Below are 16,279 nucleotides of genomic sequence, written 5' to 3'. Positions count from 1 at the left end.
TTTTAGGAGGCGATTGACGTTGAATCATGCATTTAGCTACAAGGAATACACGATCCGTAAAAAGGTTTTTTCGATTATGGGTGCCAAGCTGCACATTTACAACGGTTCGGAGGAGCTTGTCCTTTTCTCCCAAATGAAAGCGTTTAAGCTAAAAGAGGATATCGCGCTCTATACCGATGAGAGCATGCAGAAGGAGCTTTTACGTATTAAGGCCCGCAGTGTGATCGATTTCAGTGCAACCTATGATGTGCATGACTCGGAGACCGGTGAGCATGTGGGTGCGCTCCGCCGCAAGGGCCTTAAATCCATCCTGAAGGATGAGTGGATAATTCTGGACCGTCATGACCAGGAAATGGCTCTGATTAAGGAAGACAGTACACTTATGGCGCTGCTGCGCCGGTTCATCACCCTGATTCCGCAAAAATATAATATCGAGTTTGACGGTAATGCCATCCCTGCCTACAGGCAGAACTTCAATCCCTTCGTCACCAAAATCACCGCGGATTTCTCCGAAGACCGGACCGGTCAGCTTGACCGCCGTCTCGGCCTGGCTGCAGGCATTCTCCTATGTGCCGTAGAGGGTAAGCAGGACTAGTGTTATTAGTGTGTTCAGTGTTCCGGTGCCACAATAAAATAAGGCATTAACCAGATCCAAGTACAAAAACAGCGGAAAGCCTTAGACGATAAAGTCCTGGCTTCCGCTGTTCTATTGAGCTAAAGTTACATGGAGAATTCATCAATGATTTCTACTACCTCGATGTTTCCGTTTATCAGCAACTCAGGAAGCTCGTTATGTATATTGCCTTTCCAATAGTCTTTGGCTTGCTCAATTTTTCGGGAAAAAGGAATGCCATCTTCTTTTGGCAAAAGATTTGCGTCACCTTCAAAGATATTCCCCATAACCCGAAGTTTAACGATCTGCAATACTTTTCGATGACTAGAATCAAAAAGTTCTTTCCATTTCAACGCGTCTTCATAGCTCTTCGCAGCGTATAAGCACGACAACCGTGAGGGATGTTCAGGACATTCTTGTAATCTAACCATTTCAACGATTACTTCTCTTATAGCTCTGATTGTTTGCCCCATATATCTCATAGCTACCTCTGCATTCTCTTTATCCATCATAAAACCGTTATTTGTATACTGTCCGTGCAAAATTTGAATAAAGTCTTCACCTTTGGAATTCCTCTGTTCCATCTCAAAAAAGAAGTGATATAAGGTATTTTTTTGATTGTTGTCAAAGCTGATCACTTGCCCAATATCCATTTTATTCCTGGTAGTAATATGATAAACAATACGTTCGCTTTCTTTCATAGGCTACCCCCATATTAACCATTATTAATATATATATAATTTCGACATTTACCAGTATTATCCTGCCCTTCCGCTTAGCATCCGGCATTTTGAAGCCTAATCACTACTAACTCCATATCTGTAGAAAATAAAAAGGAGGGTGTTCCTTCAGCCTAATGAGCTGGGGAACACTCTCCTTCTTATGCCGCCTATGTGGGCGGAATCGATTACTGGCCGCCGTACATCTGTGACAGGCTGTCGGTAATAATTTTGTTCACATCTTCAATAACGACACTAAGACGGCGCTCTGCGTCAAACAGCCGGCGGATGCCGAGATTCAGGTTCAGCACCTCGAATAGCTTCTCCATTTTTTCCATTTCCTCTTGCGGCGGCATCTCCCCGCTCATCATCCGCTGCTGCAGCTCAATCTGGCTCTGGCGGAAATTATCCAGCATCCGTTTGCTCTCGGGATCGGCTTCGATCACCTTCATAGCACTGCTGATATCCGAAAACTCAGTGCTATCTTTGATGGCCCTTGCCAGTTCGTGTGCTTTGTCGATTACGTTCATGATGATTCCTCCTAAAAGTTTTGTGAGCTGGGCTTCCTTGAATTTACTTCGTACAAAACTGGCTTCGGAAGCATTCGCTTAAGTTTTGTGAGCATAGACTTCCTCGATCAGGCTTCGGGCAAAACTGGCTTCGAAAGCAATTGCTTAAGTTTTGTGAGCTAAGCTTCGAGCTTCTTTGAATTCCGCCGGGTACGGCTTTTTACAGAATAGGTCAATCACCAAGGGTCAGATGTCTCCATATGATGAATGATGTGTAACCCTTAAGATTCATATTGCCGGCATCATGCTGCCTACCGGAAGGAGATCCACGATGTCTAAGTACAAGATCCCGGTCCAAACGGTCCACTCGGGCATCCTGCAGGAAAACGCTGTAATGCTTGGCGACAAATCCATGAAAAGGCTCAAAATACCGGCACACGGAACCATTCAGCTTACCTTCGGCTCATTCAGGCAGGAGGTCACTGTCATTCCGGTCCCCAAAGCCGACAGCCTGCGCGTAAACGAAGGGTTAGCCCGGCGGCTTGGCTGGAGAGGGCGGCCTATGCTGAATGCCTCCTACAGTTCCGGCAGCCGCACCCTGCGGCTCGGTCCGCTGATTGGAGTGCTGGTAAGCCGGGACCATCCAGACCAGCCGGACAGAGTGTTCGGACAGATCACGATGTTCTGCCGTGAGCTAACCAATGCCTGCCATACACAGGGTGCCTATGTATATTTCTTTACCCCGGAGGCGCTGGAGACACGCAGCTCTTCCATTCAGGGCTGGGTATACGATGAGGGCTGGCGGAAGCTGAGTCTTCCTGTCGCCGATGTGATCAACAATCGGCTTACCACGCGAAAGGTAGAGAACAAACCTAGCGTACAGCATTTTTTGGCGGATGTAAAATCCCGCTACGGAACGCATTTCTTCAATGAAAAGTTCCTAGACAAGACAGAGGTATTCGAAGCACTGGCACAAGATGCCGCCCTGCAGCGCTATTTGCCGGAATCCCATGCCTTTAACGGCTTCGCTGTCTTAAAGAGAATGTGCAACAGCTACTCCAGCGTATTTCTGAAACCTGTACGCGGCAGTCTCGGAAAAGGCATTCTGCGTATTTCCAAGGAAGAAGGAGGCTACCGGCTGCTGTCGACCACACCTCTTGGCACCCGTAAACAAAGCTATCCCAGTCTGGCGAAGCTGTTTCAGTCGATTTCCCCTAAGATGAAAACCACCCGGTACCAGATTCAGCAGGGCCTTCACCTGATGGAGCTTGGAAAGCGGCCGGTAGATTTCCGGGCACTGGTGCAAAAGAACGGAACCGGCAAATGGGGAGTCACCTCCATTGTCGCCCGAACCGCCGGCAGCAACCATTTTGTTTCGAATCTGGCGCGGGGCGGCACGCTCAGTACTGTCCGTGAGGCGGTCGGCAAAAGCAATCTGCCGGCAGGAATGAAGGAAAGCTCACAGGTGCAGCTGCCGCGGGCGGCACTGGCGATTGCCAGAGGTGTCGAAACTTACATTCCCGCTCACTTCGGGGAGCTGGGGATTGATCTCGCACTGGATCAGTCAGGCCGCATTTGGCTGCTGGAGGTTAACTCCAAGCCGTCCAAAAACGATAATACACCGCTTAATGACCAGAAGATCAGACCGTCCGTGAAACAAATGATTCTATATTGCCGATATCTGGCCGGGTTATAAGGAGGACATCATGACAGACACAGCTACGGGGTTCCTTGGCATTATGACAGGCCGCCGCCAGGGGTATCCTCCCATCGCAGAACCGGAGTTCTGCAGTCAGTTATGCACCGCAGCCCCGCTGTTTGATCTGAAAGTGCTTGTCTTCCACCCGGAAGGTGTCTCTACCGACGGCCAAACTATCAACGGCTATGTCTGGAAGGAGGGCCGGTGGCAGCAGACGCTGGCATCTGCACCCGATATCCTGTATAACCGTTGTCTATATTCCAGCCTGCAGGAAAAAAAGGCGGCTTCCGCTGCCATGGCTGCACTCCACCGCTCACTTCCCTGGTCCCGCCCCCTGCCTGATAAGTGGGGAGTCTACGGTATCCTGCACCGCAGCCGCAAAGCTGCAGCACTGCTTCCTGAGACCAGGCCTTATAGCGGTTCAGGGGCTCTCAGTACTATGCTTGCCGAAAGAGAATATGGCGTATTTCTAAAGCCTATGGCAGGGTCGCACGGCAAACGCACGCTGCATGTTCTGCTCCTCAGCAGCAAAGCAGGCGGCGGAATCAGCATCCGCGGCCGCGGCGAAGCGAATGAATCCTTCCGGCATGATTTCAGAACGCCAGGTGAAGGACTGGATTGGGTTCACGGCTTCATCGGCAAGCGCCGCTATATTATACAGCCTTACCTGGACTTGACCAGCAGTGATGGCCAGCCCTTTGATGTACGTGTTCTGATGCAGAAGAACGGACGGGGTGCCTGGACATTAACCGGCATGGCCGTGCGGCTCGGCCGGCAAGGGACACTTACTTCTAACCTTCACGGCGGTGGAACAGCGGTTCCTCCACTGCCCTTTCTGCTTGCAGAGTACGGAAAGAGCGGAGCAGAGCTCCTCGAAGAGCTTGCCGCTGCAGCTGCTCTCCTGCCTCCCCTGCTGGAGGAATCCTGCGGCAGACTCGGGGAACTGGGCCTAGACTTCGGCATTGATGCCGGAGGCAGAATCTATCTGCTGGAAGCTAATTCCAAGCCAGGGCGCACGGTGTTCCGGCTGACGGGTGACCGCCGGGCTGCTAGACTCGCAACCGAGAACCCGCTGCGCTATGCGCGTCATCTGCTGCTCCATTCAGCGGCAAGCCGCATGCTTGCTACTCGGACAGCTCCGTTACAGACAGGAGAATGATATCAATGGTTCCTAAGGAGGATTCATCAATGGGTCTCACTTTTTGCAATGTGCATTTCACCAAGCAGCCCCAACGAGTTGTCTATGTCTCGGGTGAATTGATGAAAAGCCTAAAATTATCCGGCAAGAAAAATATCCGGCTGCGTCTCGGCAAGGATGCCATCCCGGCCATGATTAAGCCGATCAAACGGGCAGGGAAGCATCTGTTCCTGGCCTCCGGAGTGAAGAGCGCGATCAAGGTGCCCAAAACGGGCGGCGTCTACTTACGCAACCTGCAGAATGATGAGGTGCAGCTGGGTCCACTCGTCGGCATTTTGTCTGACGGGCCAACTACATCGGCGAATCCCTTCGGTTCGCGTACCGGCTTCATCAAGCAGCTGCTGCGGGAAGGCAGCAATAAATGCTATATATTCGCGTTCACACCGCGCGACATCGACTGGGGACAGGAACAGGTCAACGGTTTCTTCCTGACCGACAGCGGCAAGTTTGAACGTAAAGTGGTCCCTCTCCCGGATGTTGTGTATAACCGTCTGCCCAGCCGCCGGGCCGAAACCTCACCATATATCAACCAGCTCCGAGAACGGTTCGGACGGAAGAAAATTCCTTATTTTAACTGGAGCTTCTTCAATAAATCGGATATTTACAGGCTGCTGGAGAACGACGGCGCAGCGAACCGTTATGTCCCTGAAACCGTGAGCAACCCCAGTTCAGAGAAAATGCGCGATATGCTTGACCGCCATCATTTCGTCTATTACAAACCTTCCGCCGGCAGTCTCGGGCACGGAATATACCGGCTTACTTACCTGCCGAAGAAGGGGTATTTCGCCCGTTACCGTAAGAACGGTAAAAATGTGCTGCTGCGCTTTACCAGCTTTGACAGCCTGATGCGCATGCTCCGCGCCAGACATGGCCAAAGCCTGCAAAATTATATCGTCCAGCAGGGTATCCGCCTGATCGAGATCGACGCCTGCCCGATTGATTTCCGTTTCCATATGCATAAGAACGGCAACAACCAGTGGGTCGTTGTCGGCATCGGAGCCAAAAAGGCCGGCCGGGGCAGTGTCACCACCCATCTTAAGAACGGCGGAGCTCTGCTTACTCCCCAGCAGGCGCTGGGCCGCGTATTCGGAGCCAGAGCCGATGAAGTGCTGCAGAGGGCCAAAGCTACCGCCGTCAAGCTTGCAGAATCACTGGAAATTCAGCACCGGCATCTGCTCGGTGAAATCGGCTTTGACCTTGGCATTGACCAGGACGAAGATATCTGGATGTTCGAGGCTAACGCCAAACCGGGACGTTCCATCTTCCGCCATCCTTCCCTGCGCGCTGAGGGCAAAGCTTCCATCGAGCATATTCTGGAGCACTGCCTGTACCTCAGCAAATTCCGCAGGAGGGATGACCTGTGAATACCCGCTCTCCTGACCCCAGCAAACCGGTAATTGCCATATTGACAACCAGTGACAGGCTGAAGCAGTTTCGCGGTAACCGCAGTAACTTCCGCGATATCATCCGTACTGGCAAAGAAATGGGCTATCTCGTCTATGTCGTCACCGTCCGCGACCTGAAGTTTGAGGAGCGGATGGTGAACGGCTTCGTCCCTTCCGCCAGCGGGAAAATATGGTACAGCGTCCCTATGCCTCTGCCGCAGGTAATCTACAACCGGATTCCGAACCGTGATGAGGAAGAAAAAGCTCCGGTCGCCCGTAAAATTGCCGAATGCCTGCAGCATGAAGAAATTCAGATGTATAATCCGAACTTCTTCAATAAATGGAGTCTGTTCGAATGGCTGAAGGAATCCAAGGTGACCGCAAGGCATGTGCCCAAAACGAGACGGCTGCGGGGTGCGAATACACTGAGCGCCATGCTGAAAATTCATGACAGCCTCTACCTCAAGCCGGAGAACGGCAAGGCCGGCAAAGGAATTATGCGGTTAAAATACCGCGCAGATATCAGCTTGCCTTACAGGCTGCAGATCCAGAGCGGCAAAAAGAACGTAACCTATAAGGCTGCTTCCATGGACCGCCTGTGGGCGCGGATCAGCAGAGAGAAAGGCATCTCGCAATATATCGTGCAGCAGGCGATCGGGCTGGCCACCCACGGCGGACGCCCCTTTGATCTGCGGGTGCTGCTGCAGAAGAACGGCAGAGGTGCCTGGGCCGTAACCGGCATCGGTGCAAGGCTGGCCGGTGCACGCAGCATTACAACGCATGTGCCGCGCGGCGGCAGTATTGAGGAGCCCGCAAGCATGCTGGAGGGAACCTTCGGCCCGGAGCGGGCAGCATCCATACTGAAGAATGTTCCTACCACTGCCCTCCTGATTGCCCGCCAGATCGAGCGGGCTTCGGGAGCTATGCTCGGCGAGATGTCTATGGATCTCGGCGTTGACGAGGAAGGCGGCCTCTGGTTCTTTGAGGCCAACTCCCGGCCGATGAAATTCGATGAGCCGGCCATCCGTAAGCTTTCACTCGAACGGATCTTCCAATACAGCCAGCATCTGGCCCGGCAGAGCAAATAGAATCCTTTATAAGGAAGTGCACCCATGCAGATCTCCTCTATCTATGATACCAGTCCGGGACAATGGAATTCGAAGCTCGCCGGGCTGCTGGAATTCCTGCGGGAATACGGGGAACAGCGGCTAACTCTTCGCGGTTGCCGCCAGCTCTGCAGGCTGACGCCGGACCAGCTGGCTGAACCCGGTGTCTCGCTGCTGGTTGCCACCGTCCGTGGCCAAAGCGGCCGTCAGCTGGCAGGCGTCAGCTTTGTGTCCGGCTACGGCAAGGAAGCCTGCCTGGTCGCCGTTCATCCCTTATACCGTAACCGTCATACCGGAACGGCGCTGCTGTCCGCACAGCTGCAGCGCCTGGGCCGCCTGGAATGCCAGGTGGCCTGTGACAATCCGGCAAGCCTGAAAATGTGCTTCAACAGCGGGCTTGCCGCGGTAGGCCTGACCAGCGGCCCTACCGGCAAGCCCACGCTGCTGCTGCGGTCGCAGATAGACAGCAGCAGCGCGGCAACTCTCCCACAAGAAGGTGATTTCCTGTGCCAGAACCCGTCTTAGGCATCCTCACCCTGTATCTGAACGAAGCCAAACAGCTTGAAGAGCGGAGTGTATACCGGAGGATGATTATTGAAGGCAAAAAGATCGGCCTGGATGTGTTTGTGTTTACCCCTGCCGATGTCAATGCCGGCAAAGAACAGATTCACGCCATGGTCTACGATCCGGCAAGCGGTAAATGGTCGCGCAAATGGCGCTCCTTCCCCAATATGATCTATGACCGCTGCCGGATTCAGCGCAGCTCCCGCTTCGAGCAGCTCCTGCGCTTCCGCTCCCGCTATAATCACCTGACCTTTCTGAACCGTCCGCTGCGCAACAAATGGACGATCCACCAGACCTTTTCGCAGAAGAGCCGCTTCCGCCAGCATATGCCCGAGACCCTCTTCTACCAGTCCTCGGCAGATCTGCAGCGGATGCTCAAGATAAGCCCGGTGGTCTATGTGAAGCCCATTAATGGTACGGGCGGACGCGGCATTTTGCGGATCGAACGGCTCAAAGAGGGGAAAAGCCTGTACGACATTCAAGGCCGCCGCCAGAACCGGCAGATTATTTCCCCGCGCAAGGTTACGCTCCCGCGGCTGGAATCCATCGTCCGCCAGTGGTGCCTTGGCGGACGTTTCCTCGTCCAGCAGGGCATTCCGCTGCGTCTGCCCGGCGGACGTTTCCATGACTACCGCATGCTCGTGCAAAAGAACGGCCAGGGCGAATGGGAGCTGACCGGCATGGCCGGCCGGGTAGGCGCTGCCCGCAGTGTCACTTCCAACCTGCACGGCGGCGGCCACGCGGTTCGTGCGGAAATTCTGCTGAAGGAATGGCTGGGCAGCGAAGAGAAAGCTACCAAAGCAATGAAAACCGCCGAAAAGCTTGGCATCGAAGCCGCTTCATTCCTGGAAGAAAGCTTCGGGGCACTCTGCGAGCTGGCACTCGATCTCGCCATTGACCGCCAGGGCCGGATCTTTGTGCTGGAGGTCAACCCCAAGCCGGCCCGAGAGGTGTTTGCACGTACAGGCGACAGCGGTACTTACCGCAAAGCGCTGGTGCGGCCGCTTGAGTATGCGATGTGGGTGTATAAGAACAAGAACACGCCAAGCTCAGTCAAAACAGTTGAGGAATAGAGCATGTTCCTCAACACAACAACAGCCCCTCCGCTAGTAACCGGAAGGGGCTGTTAGGTCTGGCAGATAGCGAAGAATTAGGTATAGAGGTATAAATTTGATCATTTGGAACAAATTATCCACATCCTTTACCTTTGAATGGAGTGATTAGCAGATGCTTGGCCGGTGGTTCAAAAAGGTTTTTTCACAGCCAAAACAGCAGAGTCAGGACATCGAAAAATCCAAGAAACAGCAGGATGCTCAGTCTATTAATCCCTCTTTACCTCGCACCCTTCTCTTACTTAAGGATCAATTCGGCCAAAGTCCTGACTTTACCGTCCGTTCCCTGTCCGGGCATCCGGCGGAGCCTTCCGGAATGGCGGTCTGTTATTTCGCAGGATTAATTGATCGGAAATTATTGACAAACTTGATCGAAGGTTTAATCCATGAAGATTCTGACAACAATCAAAACCAAACTAACCCTAGTCAGATGGCTTCCCGTTTACTCGAAAAGCTGCCATCCGGGCATATGCAGATAATCCGTAATGAAGATCAGCTTTTTACCGAAATCCTTTCCGGCAGCGCAGTGATTATTATTAATAACTGTCCGTTTGCACTAGCCGTTATGATCTCTGGGGGGGCCAGACGCAGCGTGGAAGAACCCTCATCCCAAACTGTAGTCAGGGGCCCAAAAGAAGGATTCACCGAAGATATTACAACTAACATTGCATTAGTCCGGAGAAAAATCAGATCACCTAAGCTTAAATTTGAAACTCATGATATCGGCCAGCTAACTCATACCACAGTAGTTTTAGCCTATATTGAGGATGTTGCTAACACTGATGTAGTGAAGGAAATTAATTTAAGACTGCAGTCTATTGATACCGACAGCATTCTTGAAAGCGGCTATATTGAAGAATTTATCCAAGATACCCCCTTGTCTCCCTTTCCTATGATCATTGACACCGAACGGCCTGACACCGTCGCCGGAAGTCTCTTGGATGGCCAGGTTGCAGTGCTCGTGGATGGTACACCTTTTGCTCTGATTGCGCCAGTCACCTTTTTTAACTTTTTCCAAACGCCCGAGGACTACTATCAGCGGTACGATATTTCAACCTTTCTGCGTTGTCTGCGGTTAGTGGCTTTCCTCGTTTCTTTGCTCCTTCCCTCTTTATATATTGCCCTGACTACATTCCAGCAAGAAATGATTCCTACTACGCTCCTGATCTCACTTACAGCACAAAGAGAAGGAACTCCTTTTCCCGCGTTGGTAGAAGCACTCCTAATGGAAATCACCTTTGAAGTGATTCGTGAAGCCGGGGTAAGAATGCCTCGGGTCATTGGCCCGGCTATATCGATTGTAGGTGCCCTGGTTATCGGACAAGCAGCCGTCGAGGCAGGACTTGTCTCTGGCGCGATTGTTATAGTGGTCTCTTTTACTGCGATCTCAAATTTTGCAATTCCTTATTTCAGTATGTCCTCTGCTATTCGGCTTCTTCGCTTTGTCCTTATGTTTCTGGCTGGTTTTCTTGGATTATTCGGTATCTTGGCCGGATTGATCCCTCTTTTAGCACATTTGCTCTCACTGAAATCCTTTGGTGTTGATTATTTTATGCCCTTTGGACCCTTTTTCAAATCAAATATGAAGGATTTAGTCTTGCGGGCTCCATGGTGGGCAATGAAAACCAGACCTCATGAAAAATCCGGCAAAAACAGAATGAGACAAGCCCCTTACCAGTATCCAAAAGGGACAAGCAATAGACTGGACGATATGAAAGAGTCAGAACAATAAGAGGTGAACCATATGCGTTGTTTAAGATGTGTTCTTCTACTATCTATTCTTGTTTTACTGGGCACTGGATGCGGAAACCGTACCGAGTTGAATGAATTAGGCATTACAGCAGCCACAGGTTTTGACGGTGGAACTGGAGATTGGACCGTTACCTTCCAAATTATTAATCCATCGGCACTCTCCAATAGCAGCGGAGCGTCTGGCGCCGGGGGTTCACAATCTCCGGTTCATACCTTCAGCACACACGGCACAACGATAAGAGGAGCCGTGTCTGTAGGTAACCTGGAGAATCCAAGAAGACTTTATTTCGCTCACAACAATATTGTGCTGATTGGAAAAAAAACTGCTGAACAGGGGATTGAAGAAATTTTGGATACATACTACCGGAATCCGGATGCCCGGGAAACGGTAAGGGTGGTTATCGTTGACGGGGAAGCACGGGATTTTTTGAAAAAGCTAACTCCGCCGGAAAAAATCCCCGGACAATCACTAACCCAGATCTTGCAAAAAAACACACAATTCGGGTCTTATTACCCTTCCATTACGATTCACGAGCTGGCACTAAAAATCACGTCAGACAGCGCCGCTGCCGGGGTTCCGACCTTGGCAATAAAGGGGGAGGATGATATAAAAATGAATTCTACAGATATTTTTAATCAAACCTCAACGAAAGGTAAACTGAAAATATCCAGCTTATCAGTCTTCCGAAAATCCAAAAAAATAGGCGAAATCCATCAGCAGGAAAGCTTAGGGATTGCCTGGCTAACCGATCAGATCAAATCAACAACATTAAGCACCCTGGACAGCCAGTCCAGGCAATCAGCAATTTTTATCCGGAAAGCCAAAGTCAAGGTATCCCCTGTACTAAATAAAAATAATAATTTCACTTTAATGGTAAATGCTAAAGTCAGCGGCGAACTGCTGGAAACCATCTCCAAGGAAGACGTAACTTCCCTGTACGGTCTGGAGAAATTACAAACCCAAGCGGAAGAGCTTATTGAGTCGCAAATGAGAGAAGGCTGGAAAACTGTTCAACGTATGAATATTGATCTTATAGGTATCGCTGACAAAATACACCGGAAATACCCGAAAGAATGGGCAAAGATAAAAAACTCCTGGCCCGGGGAGTTAGCTAATATGAATTTAGAGATTGATGTGGATGTCAATATAAAACGGGTAGGTCTTCTGCAAAACTCCTTCGTAGATTTACTAAAGTCTGAATAATCAATGTAATCCAATAAAAGGGGATGAGTTCAAATTATGGGGAAGCATACCATACGTGTTTCAGAATTGATGATATGTTTTTCCCTATTCGAGGTAGGCAGCACGACTTTGTTTTTTATTGGCAGTGAAGCTAAACAGGATGCCTGGCTGGCTATGCTTATAGGCGCCTTTGCCGGTCTGATCCTACTAATGCTTCATCTGTCCATTTACAGACAAGAGCCGAATCTGGATTTGTTCCAGCTTTTTCGGAGATATACGGGGAAATACGCGGGTTCGGTTCTGAATCTTCTGTTTGTGGGTTACTTTGCTTATGAAACCTCAAGAAATCTGCGTGATTTAGCAGAAATCACTTTATTGACCCTGCTAAACCGGACGCCACTCTGGGTAGTTTCCTTAATTGCCATTTTGGTGGTCTCTAACACGGTTCGTTACGGGTATAAGGTGTTCTTCTTAATGTGTGTGATTCTGTTTCCAGGTATGGTGCTTGGATATATGATTATCAGCATTTTAATTCCTGCTACGGGTATCCTTCACTTGGAGTTTTTCTACCCGATTCTGGAAAACGGCTGGATGCCGGTCTTTAAAGCCGCTATTCCGGATATTGTATCTTTTCCCTTTGGACAAGTTGTTTTATTTCTTGTCTTCTATCCGCATGTGCGGAAAGTAAAAAAACTCCGTAAAGCTGTTATAACGGCTTATATTCTTACTGCATTATCACTGACATTCCTAAATCAATTAATCGTTCTGGTAATGGGTCATAAATTAGCCGCATTCAGTACCCTTCCATTGCTTCAATCGGTACAATTGGTTAGACTAACTGAGGTCTTTGAACGTACGGATGCTCTTTTTATCCTGCTGTTTTTCCTCGGTTTAGGCATTAAAATGGCGGCGTTTTTTAATGGGGCAGTAATCGGACTCGAAAGAATTACCGGGATATCCTTTAAAAAATGGACTCTCCCCTTGGCTGCCCTTATTTATGGAATTTCTTTTTTGTCACCCAATTACACCCACCACATTATCATAGGACGTGATGTAAGCCTGAAAACGTCCTCGCCTTTTTTTCAAGTAGTGCTGCCTTTAATTCTTTTTGTAATAATGAAAATAAAAAAAATTAAACCAGCCTCCTGACAGATAAAGAGCGATTTCTCTTCTCCATACTTTCCACACACTTTCCCCTTATACTAACTTTGTAGTAAATATATTTGATGGGGGAAATGAACCAAATGAACATGACACATTATATGTCCCTTTTGATGGACAACCAGCCATGGAATCTGATTATTTTTATGGCAATCCCGGTCATTTTTGCTGAGACCATTACGGTAACCGAGTTTTTTATTCTTTTCAACAAAAATGTCAAAGGCAGCCTAAGAGCTTTTAACCGGATCTGCAGCATTTTGGCCGGTCTGTACTTTACAGGAGTGTTCCTATATCTGTTCCCGACCGCTTTTGTCCCTCTGACCGTAAACGGGGAGTGGCACACCTGGGTAGATGTGGTTGCTGTAGGTTTTTATTTGAGCGGTGTCATCTTCCTGCTTCCTCTGGCTCTGCTGGATCTTGGGCTTATTGGACGTAAACGTTCGGAAGAAGAAAAGCTGAAACTTCACTTTATTCTCGTCAGCGGCTTCCTGGTGGTTGCACACATCGCAATGATCTTCGGAATGGTTAATCCTGAGATTGTAAGCAGCATGGGCGGCATGAGTGGAATGACTCATTAATATAGAAATGTAAAAAGACTCCGGAGACAATCTTCGGAGTCTTTTTTTGAGCATTTCCGCCTATCTCCTGCCTTTAGACAGCTCTATCCTTTAATTCTTGCACTTCTTTTTGCAATAATTCATTTTGTGCTTTTAAATGTAATAATTCTTGCTCTACCACGCCGGCGGATAGCTGTTTCTTATGCGGGCCATGGCCGTGTCCACCGCGCATACCAAACATCATAAATATCATCATTAACGGACAAATCAGCACAGCTAACCAGGACCAATCCATATCGTTACCTCCAGAAAATAAGATGTGTTCTATCTTCATTGTAGGAAATGACTGTGTAGAAAATGTGTTGATTTATTTAATAGGAGCTTATTTTTTTGATCTTCGATTCAGCTTCAATACTCTAAACAGCAGGAACAGACTTATCACGATGAATACTGCACATATTAGAAATTTTTTGATGAAATTGCCGAATTGAAGCAGGGAATCGCTTTGAAAAGAAACAGCTGACAGGATCATACACATCATCCCTATTCCCATAAAGAGGAAGGCAATAAGCCATTCTATTTTCTTCATATGCTATGCCCTCTAGGGTCCGGTTGCCTTGAAAAATGAACTTCAAACCGGGTTCCTTCGCCTAGCTGACTGGTAACCTTTATCTTACCGCCCTGCAGCTCGGCCAGCTTTTTCACGATAGACAGACCTAATCCGGTTCCCCCAAATTGCCGGGCACGGGATTTCTCCACTCGATAGAATCGCTCGAAAATATAAGGCAGGTCTTCCTCAGGAATCCCTATTCCCGTATCTTCAACGCTTAGAATAACGGAGGTTCCGGTATACTGCAGACCTGCTCGAATGCTCCCCTTCTCTGTATAGCGGATCGCATTCTCCAGCAAGTTCAAGACGATCTGCTCCATCCGTTTACCATCCCCTCGGACCAGAGTAACAGGGCCGGAAGATTCGAACGACAGGTTTAAACCTTTTTCTTTTGCCTTCAATTTAACTTTTTGAACAGCCTGTTCAGTCAGGTCAGAGAGGTTGAGCTCTTCTACTAGAAGGGATATCTTCCCTTCTTCCATTTTGGCCAAATCGAACACATCATCGACCAAATGCTGCAGCCTGACCGCCTCTTGATAAATGATATCCAGATATCGGTCCTTCTCTTCCTCAGTCTCATAGAGATGATCTTTAACCACTCTAGAGTACCCTTCCAGATAGGTAATGGGTGTCCGCAGATCATGCGATATGTTAGAGAACAGCTCTTGCCGGCTATCCCGGTAACGCTGAAGATCGGCCGCTAAATCATTAATGGCCTCAGCCAAGCTGCCCAGTTCATCCCTGCTTGTAATCTCAAGCCGGGTTTCCAGCTCGCCTACGGCAATTTTACGTGTTGCTTTTTGCATTTGCAGCAGCGGACGGGACAAGACCTGCGCGATAATCCACGTGATTCCCAGGGCAAGCAGGAAGGCGCCCATCCCGGAAAGGATCAATAAATTCCTTACGCCGGACAGCGACTGTTCCATTTGTTCCGTAGAGGCCATCACATAAAGAGCTGAGGTAATCACTCCATCGCTGGTGATCGGCTGGCCGGATACAAAGTAACGATGCCCTTCCGGGTCTTCATACAGCAAGTTAACAATTTCACCGCCAAATATCTTGTCGAGGTCAGAACCCCGTATAAACGACCGGTCGGCCGAATCATGAACACCGGAGTGCAGATTGACGGTTCCATTATTCAAAATATTAAAGATACTGACATTCGAAAACTCTGCAAAGGTCATCATGGTCTGCTCGGAGGTGACATCGGTTGCATTCGCCATCACCGTAAAGTGGGAGGCAATCTCTTCGGTTTCTTTTCGCATTTCGGCGGTATAAAAATTCGTGAACATTTTATCGATGGCAAAACCCAGGAATAACAACACGATCAGGAATGCAGTGATGATCACTGACCCAAGTTTGATCCCAATCCGGTTATTTTTCATCCTGATGCTCTGCCGCTTGAAATTTATAGCCTACTCCCCATACTGTTTGAATCGGGTTATAACTCATTCCTGCTCTTTGCAGTTTCTCACGGATATTCTTAATATGCGTATCCACTACCCGAATTTCCCCCTCATAATCATATCCCCAGACCCGTTCCACCAGTTCTTCCCGGGTAAATGCACGCTGCTTGCTCTGGGCTAACATCATGAGAAGATCAAATTCCTTTTGGGTAAAATCTACAGAACCTTCCTGAATGCGGACCTCCCGGGCATCGGGAAAAATGTTCAGCTCCGGAAAATCCAGCACCCTTTGGGGAGGCTGCATAACCTGTGTGATCGTAGACCTGCGGATTAATGAATAGATTCTGGCCAACAGCTCTTCAGGTTCAAAGGGCTTTGTTAAATAATCATCTGCCCCTACTCCAAGTCCATGGATTTTATCCTTCGTTTCCGTGCGCGCCGTTAGCATCAAAATAGGTATGGTTTCGGTTTCTCTTACGGCCTTACAGACTTGCCAGCCATCCATATCAGGCATCATTACATCCAGCAATATGATATCAAAGGAGTGTTTCTTAATCATAGACAGTGCTTCATGACCTGTTGCAGCTTCCTGAATCCGAAATCCTTCTTTCATCAGATAAATGCGAAGCAGATTCCTCATATTCCACTCATCATCTACAATTAATACTTGTAGTTTAGACATTATGCACCTACTCCATTTTATTA

16 protein-coding genes are annotated in these 16,279 nt (G+C 49.1%); 11 read left to right on the top strand and 5 right to left on the bottom strand.

Annotation, left to right across the window (positions count from 1 at the left end; genetic code table 11):
* The first annotated feature begins 19 nt into the window (after positions 1-19).
* Positions 20-595, top strand: a complete 576-nt coding sequence (locus QU597_RS09705) for an LURP-one-related family protein (RefSeq protein WP_310832454.1) — start codon at positions 20-22, stop codon at positions 593-595.
* 125 nt (positions 596-720) lie between these two features.
* On the opposite strand, the gene QU597_RS09700 is transcribed toward QU597_RS09705, so the two are convergent.
* Entirely contained in the window at positions 721-1,314 is a 594-nt protein-coding gene (locus QU597_RS09700) for a DUF2441 domain-containing protein (protein WP_310832453.1), read from the bottom strand.
* A 206-nt stretch (positions 1,315-1,520) separates the two neighbouring features.
* Positions 1,521-1,862 (bottom strand): YlbF/YmcA family competence regulator, encoded by a 342-nt coding sequence (locus QU597_RS09695; protein WP_054939854.1) that lies wholly within the window; start codon positions 1,860-1,862, stop codon positions 1,521-1,523.
* A 310-nt stretch (positions 1,863-2,172) separates the two neighbouring features.
* Here QU597_RS09695 and QU597_RS09690 point away from each other — a divergent pair, with 310 nt between their 5' ends.
* From QU597_RS09690 to QU597_RS09645, 10 genes are all read left to right on the top strand, one after another.
* Complete coding sequence (locus QU597_RS09690; protein ID WP_310832452.1) at positions 2,173-3,537, top strand: YheC/YheD family endospore coat-associated protein; 1,365 nt, start codon at positions 2,173-2,175, stop codon at positions 3,535-3,537.
* Between the two features lie 10 nt (positions 3,538-3,547).
* Positions 3,548-4,699: a YheC/YheD family endospore coat-associated protein gene (locus QU597_RS09685; RefSeq protein ID WP_310832451.1), complete on the top strand. Its 1,152-nt coding sequence runs from the start codon at positions 3,548-3,550 to the stop codon at positions 4,697-4,699.
* Positions 4,700-4,728: 29 nt separating this feature from the next.
* The gene (locus tag QU597_RS09680) at positions 4,729-6,102 is read left to right on the top strand and encodes a YheC/YheD family endospore coat-associated protein (RefSeq protein WP_310832450.1); all 1,374 of its coding nucleotides are present in this window, start codon (positions 4,729-4,731) and stop codon (positions 6,100-6,102) included.
* The gene (locus QU597_RS09675) at positions 6,099-7,211 is read left to right on the top strand and encodes a YheC/YheD family endospore coat-associated protein (protein ID WP_310832449.1); all 1,113 of its coding nucleotides are present in this window, start codon (positions 6,099-6,101) and stop codon (positions 7,209-7,211) included. The genes QU597_RS09680 and QU597_RS09675 overlap by 4 nt, the downstream gene beginning before the upstream one ends.
* Positions 7,212-7,235: 24 nt before the next feature.
* Positions 7,236-7,754, top strand: coding sequence for a GNAT family N-acetyltransferase (locus tag QU597_RS09670; RefSeq protein WP_310832448.1), 519 nt, complete (start codon positions 7,236-7,238; stop codon positions 7,752-7,754).
* Positions 7,736-8,866 carry a YheC/YheD family endospore coat-associated protein gene (locus QU597_RS09665; protein ID WP_310832447.1) on the top strand — a complete coding sequence of 377 codons (1,131 nt, stop codon included), beginning with the start codon at positions 7,736-7,738 and terminating at the stop codon, positions 8,864-8,866. Before QU597_RS09670 ends, QU597_RS09665 begins: the two co-directional genes overlap by 19 nt.
* Positions 8,867-9,020: 154 nt before the next feature.
* The gene (locus QU597_RS09660; protein ID WP_310832446.1) at positions 9,021-10,637 is read left to right on the top strand and encodes a spore germination protein; all 1,617 of its coding nucleotides are present in this window, start codon (positions 9,021-9,023) and stop codon (positions 10,635-10,637) included.
* A 12-nt stretch (positions 10,638-10,649) separates the two neighbouring features.
* On the top strand, positions 10,650-11,861 hold the full coding sequence (locus QU597_RS09655; protein ID WP_310832445.1) for a Ger(x)C family spore germination protein: 1,212 nt from the start codon (positions 10,650-10,652) through the stop codon (positions 11,859-11,861).
* Positions 11,862-11,897: 36 nt separating this feature from the next.
* Positions 11,898-12,989 carry a GerAB/ArcD/ProY family transporter gene (locus QU597_RS09650; RefSeq protein WP_310832444.1) on the top strand — a complete coding sequence of 364 codons (1,092 nt, stop codon included), beginning with the start codon at positions 11,898-11,900 and terminating at the stop codon, positions 12,987-12,989.
* A gap of 95 nt (positions 12,990-13,084) precedes the next feature.
* Positions 13,085-13,579, top strand: a complete 495-nt coding sequence (locus QU597_RS09645) for a DUF6803 family protein (protein WP_310832443.1) — start codon at positions 13,085-13,087, stop codon at positions 13,577-13,579.
* A gap of 73 nt (positions 13,580-13,652) precedes the next feature.
* On the opposite strand, the gene QU597_RS09640 is transcribed toward QU597_RS09645, so the two are convergent.
* The 3 genes from QU597_RS09640 to QU597_RS09630 form a co-directional block, all read right to left on the bottom strand.
* Positions 13,653-13,853, bottom strand: a complete 201-nt coding sequence (locus QU597_RS09640) for a DUF2933 domain-containing protein (protein ID WP_310832442.1) — start codon at positions 13,851-13,853, stop codon at positions 13,653-13,655.
* 290 nt (positions 13,854-14,143) lie between these two features.
* Complete coding sequence (locus QU597_RS09635) at positions 14,144-15,553, bottom strand: sensor histidine kinase (RefSeq protein ID WP_310832441.1); 1,410 nt, start codon at positions 15,551-15,553, stop codon at positions 14,144-14,146.
* Positions 15,543-16,256 carry a response regulator transcription factor gene (locus QU597_RS09630; RefSeq protein ID WP_310832440.1) on the bottom strand — a complete coding sequence of 238 codons (714 nt, stop codon included), beginning with the start codon at positions 16,254-16,256 and terminating at the stop codon, positions 15,543-15,545. The genes QU597_RS09635 and QU597_RS09630 overlap by 11 nt, the downstream gene beginning before the upstream one ends.
* Positions 16,257-16,279: the final 23 nt, after the last annotated feature.

Source organism: Paenibacillus pedocola (assembly GCF_031599675.1).
GTDB classification, from domain to species: Bacteria; Bacillota; Bacilli; order Paenibacillales; family Paenibacillaceae; genus Paenibacillus_AQ; species Paenibacillus_AQ pedocola.
The sequence above is the reverse complement of the archived record's forward strand: the minus strand, read 5'-3'. Positions and strand labels throughout refer to the sequence as shown.

Excerpts from the sequence above, each read along its gene's own strand:
- QU597_RS09700 (WP_310832453.1), bottom strand. The coding sequence starts at position 1,314 with ATGAAAGAAAGCGAACGTATTGTTTATCATATTACTACCAGGAATAAA.
- QU597_RS09695 (WP_054939854.1), bottom strand. The coding sequence starts at position 1,862 with ATGAACGTAATCGACAAAGCACACGAACTGGCAAGGGCCATCAAAGAT.
- QU597_RS09690 (WP_310832452.1), top strand. The coding sequence starts at position 2,173 with ATGTCTAAGTACAAGATCCCGGTCCAAACGGTCCACTCGGGCATCCTG.
- QU597_RS09685 (WP_310832451.1), top strand. The coding sequence starts at position 3,548 with ATGACAGACACAGCTACGGGGTTCCTTGGCATTATGACAGGCCGCCGC.
- QU597_RS09680 (WP_310832450.1), top strand. The coding sequence starts at position 4,729 with ATGGGTCTCACTTTTTGCAATGTGCATTTCACCAAGCAGCCCCAACGA.
- QU597_RS09670 (WP_310832448.1), top strand. The coding sequence starts at position 7,236 with ATGCAGATCTCCTCTATCTATGATACCAGTCCGGGACAATGGAATTCG.
- QU597_RS09660 (WP_310832446.1), top strand. The coding sequence starts at position 9,021 with ATGCTTGGCCGGTGGTTCAAAAAGGTTTTTTCACAGCCAAAACAGCAG.
- QU597_RS09655 (WP_310832445.1), top strand. The coding sequence starts at position 10,650 with ATGCGTTGTTTAAGATGTGTTCTTCTACTATCTATTCTTGTTTTACTG.
- QU597_RS09650 (WP_310832444.1), top strand. The coding sequence starts at position 11,898 with ATGGGGAAGCATACCATACGTGTTTCAGAATTGATGATATGTTTTTCC.
- QU597_RS09645 (WP_310832443.1), top strand. The coding sequence starts at position 13,085 with ATGAACATGACACATTATATGTCCCTTTTGATGGACAACCAGCCATGG.
- QU597_RS09640 (WP_310832442.1), bottom strand. The coding sequence starts at position 13,853 with ATGGATTGGTCCTGGTTAGCTGTGCTGATTTGTCCGTTAATGATGATA.
- QU597_RS09635 (WP_310832441.1), bottom strand. The coding sequence starts at position 15,553 with ATGAAAAATAACCGGATTGGGATCAAACTTGGGTCAGTGATCATCACT.
- QU597_RS09630 (WP_310832440.1), bottom strand. The coding sequence starts at position 16,256 with ATGTCTAAACTACAAGTATTAATTGTAGATGATGAGTGGAATATGAGG.